Source organism: Hyphomonas sp., from assembly GCF_040882205.1.
GTDB lineage: Bacteria > Pseudomonadota > Alphaproteobacteria > Caulobacterales > Hyphomonadaceae > Hyphomonas.
On sequence record NZ_JBBEBT010000178.1, the window covers coordinates 1 to 3984 of the forward strand.

General features: G+C 63.4%; 4 protein-coding genes, 1 tRNA gene and 1 pseudogene. All 6 read left to right on the forward strand.

Annotation, left to right across the window (positions count from 1 at the left end; genetic code table 11):
* Positions 1-246 (forward strand): annotated as a pseudogene (locus tag WEA77_RS07255) (DNA primase); the annotation flags it as partial.
* 56 nt (positions 247-302) lie between these two features.
* Positions 303-378: transfer RNA gene (locus WEA77_RS07260), tRNA-Ala, on the forward strand.
* 188 nt (positions 379-566) lie between these two features.
* Entirely contained in the window at positions 567-806 is a 240-nt protein-coding gene (locus WEA77_RS07265) for a DUF1150 family protein (protein ID WP_368067201.1), read from the forward strand.
* Positions 807-1456: 650 nt separating this feature from the next.
* A complete protein-coding gene (locus WEA77_RS07270; protein ID WP_368067202.1) occupies positions 1457-2701 on the forward strand; it encodes a parallel beta-helix domain-containing protein in 1245 nt (414 codons plus the stop codon).
* 3 nt (positions 2702-2704) lie between these two features.
* Positions 2705-3730, forward strand: a complete 1026-nt coding sequence (locus tag WEA77_RS07275) for an SO2930 family diheme c-type cytochrome (RefSeq protein WP_368067203.1) — start codon at positions 2705-2707, stop codon at positions 3728-3730.
* Positions 3727-3984: DUF188 domain-containing protein (locus WEA77_RS07280; protein WP_368067205.1), on the forward strand; the 258-nt coding region annotated here is incomplete at its 3' end. The genes WEA77_RS07275 and WEA77_RS07280, both read left to right, overlap by 4 nt.

Genomic DNA, 3984 nt, shown 5'->3' on the forward strand with positions numbered 1-3984 from the left:
CACGACGAGGATGAAGAGGAAACCAAGGAACTCGTCGGCGAAGACGATGACGTTATTATCGAGGACGCCGAAGACGAGGAAGAGGCGCCCGCCGCCGGCAAGGTTCCGGCCGGCTTCACCGAAGGCGGCGCCGAAGCCGACGATGATGTGATCATCGCCGACGATGACGAGGAAGAATTCGAGATCGACGATGACGAAGATGGCGACGATGATCTCGCCATCGACGATGACGAAGATGATCGGTGATAAATAGGACTTGAAAGGGCGGGAGGCTGAGACTAATCCTCCCGCTCTCCCGGTCAGGGGCCATAGCTCAGTTGGTAGAGCGCTTGCATGGCATGCAAGAGGTCGTCGGTTCGACTCCGTCTGGCTCCACCAGGACCTGCTTTCCGGGCAGTCCTGTTAAAAAACGGGCATTCAGCCCCTCTGTACGCCCCTGTGAGCCCTGCGCCGCCATGTTGCCGCACGCTGGTGCTTGAACCGGACACAATCGAGGCCCACCTTCAGTCCATGGCAGAGCACCAGCCTGCCAGCGACCCCGCCGGGGCGCGGAAAGGAGTGGACCCATGACGACCGGACTGAAATCGACCTCCCCCGAAGGCAATGCATTCGTTTACATCCGTCATCTTGAGGACGGTGAAATCCGCAGCCTTTTGCCGCCGGAAGCCCTGGATGATGTGGCGGATCCGGACGATCTCTTCGTCGTCGCCTCCGCCGACGGCCAGCGCCTCGCAATTGTCGAAGGCCGGGAAGCCGCCTTCGCCGCCGCCCTTGCCAACGACCTGAACCCGCTCAGCGTCCACTGACACTCTGATCACGGACAAAAGATCGCGCCCCGCTGGCCCTGTCGGCGGGGCGTTTGCGCCAGGCGTTGCTAGCAGTCGCCAAGCCGGGTGGCCTTCGTAATCATGTGAGATGGCGGACCGTCTGACCCATGACGGTTGGGTATGATTTCAAAAGTGTAGGCCGTTTTGCCTGTCACGGTAAGACCCGAAGTCGTAAGAGTGCCATTCGGCGCCGTGCAGTCACTGCGCCGCTTATAACGGTCCCCGTTTTGGCTTTCGCTATTCGAGCAGGTGGTGCCGGATTGCGTTGCCGAAATGGACACGACCCTTCGGCCCGGATCACAAAATCCGGTCACCGGCAAAGCCCGGCCATTCAAAGTAATTTCGTGCCGCCATTTGACGGCGGCGGGTATCCGCGCGCCATCAAGGTTGGTGCCGGTGCCCGCAGGGACAGCGTCCCGAGCCTCGCTTTTCGAGCAGGCAACCGATACCAGCGCCGATAGCATGAGCAGCGCAAGGGCCTGGGCAGGGGTTGGCATGACGGCTTCGTAAGCGAGGCGTTTGGGCCTGAAGCACATTGCGCCAAAACCTGTGGAGCGCAAACCTGCGCCCGGCTTGCTTTTCCCGGGATTGAAGCTGAAACTCGCGTCAGCTGATCCGGGGAGGATTTCATGAAACCTGCGCGCGTTGCCTCTGCGATTCCGCTGGTACTGATCATTTCTGCCTGCACACCGAACACGTCGGCGCCTCCAGCCGCCGATCCCGGCGCGCCCGCAGCGCTTTCGGCGACGGGCGACTTTGGCGCCGCGCTGCAGGCCGCCCTCATCTCGGCCAGGCCGGGCGACACAATCCAGATGCCGGAAGGCACCTTCTCGCTGATCGATTCACTGTCACTGGATGTCGAAGGCGTCACGCTGCGCGGCGCCGGCGAGGGCAAGACGGTGCTCGACTTCGCCCAGCAGGCCGGCGCGGGGGAGGGCCTGCTTGTCACTTCGGACGGCGTCACGCTGACAGACTTCACCGTCCGCGACACCAAGGGCGACGGCATCAAGTCGAAAGGCGCCGACCAGATCATCTATCGCCATCTCACGGTCGAATGGAGCGGTGAGCCGGAAGAGACCAATGGCGCCTACGGGATCTACCCGGTCGAATCGAAAGACGTCCTCGTCGAGAACGTCACCGTGCGCGGCGCCTCGGACGCCGGTATCTATGTCGGCCAGTCCTCCAACATCATCGTGCGCAACTCTATCGTCGAATACAATGTGGCCGGCATCGAGATCGAGAATTCCTCGGGCGCCGACGTGTACGGAAATATCGCGCGCAACAATACCGGCGGCATCCTCGTGTTCGACCTGCCTGACCTGCCGGTTTCCGGCGGCAATTCCACACGCATTTTCTCCAATCAGATCCTCGCCAACAATACGCGCAACTTCGCCGCCGCCGGCAATATCGTCGCGGGCGTGCCGTCCGGCACCGGCGTCATCATCATGGCGAACCGCAACGTGCACGTCTTCGACAATACGTTCGACAACAACCGCTCCACTGGTATCCTGATCACGGCCTATTCTCTGCCATTCACCGATGCGGCCTATAATCCGCTGCCACGCGATATCGTGGTGCGCGCCAACAAGTATACCGGCGGCGGGGATGACCCGCAGGGCATCCTTGAGCCGCTTGCCGATGCGATGGGCGGCACGCTGCCGCCGGTCATCTGGGACGGGGTCAGCGCATGGCCGGGCGCTGAGCTGCAGGCCGTGAACCTGACCATCGGCGAAGCGCTGGAAGTCGGCTTCCTGAATTTCGGCGTGCCATCCTACCCGCTGGACCCGGCAGCGATTGCGCCGTCCACGGAGCGTCCGGCCTCCACGCCGCCGCCAGAGCCGGCGCCCATCGTGCTTTCGCACGGTCCGGCCTAAGCCTTGCGGATCACCGTTCTTCTGCTCGCCGCGCTGCTGTCGGCCTGCGGCCTCGGCAAGTCCGCGGGCCCGGACATGTCGGTCGTCCTCGCGCAGGAGCCTGCAAAGGTCCTGTCCGCCTACAGACTGTTCACGGATGCATCGGCTTTGCAGCCTGCGCCGGGTGTCGTGGCCTATGATCTTGTCAATCCGCTGTTCTCCGATCACGCCGTCAAGCACCGCTTCGTTCATGTGCCGCGAGGTGCCAAAGCCGTCTACAATGACACGGACGTGTTGGCCTTTCCGGTCGGAACGGTGCTAGTTAAAACCTTCGCCTTCGCGCCGGATATGCGCGCGCCGGAGGAGGGCGCTTACAAGGTCGAGACGCGCCTCCTGATCCACAAGGAAACCGGCTGGGCCGCCTTTGCCTATATCTGGAACGCGAAGGGCACCGAGGCCGAATACGCCCCTATCGGCGGGCGGCGTGAGGTCTCCACGATCGATCCGGCAGGCCGTCCGCTCACGGTCAATTATGCGGTGCCCAATCAGAACCAGTGCAAGACCTGCCATCAGGCCGGCGCCGCGATTGCGCCCATCGGCCCGAAGGCGCGCAATCTCAACCATCACGGCCAGCTAGAAGACTGGGCCGCGAGCGGTTTGCTCGGCCGTCTCCCTTCCAGCGCGCCCGCCGCCTCTGCCGTCTACGATATCGCGCTCCCGCTCGAGGCGCGCGCCCGGTCCTGGCTCGATATCAATTGCGCCCATTGCCACAAGCCGGATGGTTCGGCCTCAAATTCCGGGTTGCTCCTCTCGGCGACGGAAACTGATCCTGTGAAAGTCGGCATCGGCAAGCGTCCGGTTGCGGCCGGGCGCGGGGCAGGGACCCTGTTCCAGGTGATCGTGCCCGGCGCGCCGGACCGCTCGATCCTTGCCTACCGCATGGCCTCTGTTGAGCCCGGCATCGCGATGCCCGAACTCGGCCGCAGCGTGCATGACCCCGAAGGCCTCGCGCTGGTCCGGGACTGGATCGCCGAGATGGAGGCGCAATGAGCGTTCGCATTCTTGTCGATGCAGATGCCTGCCCGGTGAAGGACGAGATCTACAAGGTCAGCCTGCGCCACGGCGTGCCGGTCGTCATCGTCGCCAACGCCTACATCCGCATCCCTGAACATCCGCTGATCTCGCGCAAGATCGTCAGCGACGGATTCGATGCCGCCGATGACTGGATCGCAGAACAGGCCGATGCCTTTTCGGTCGTCATCACGGCCGATATCCCGCTTGCCGACCGGGCGCTGAAGGCGGGC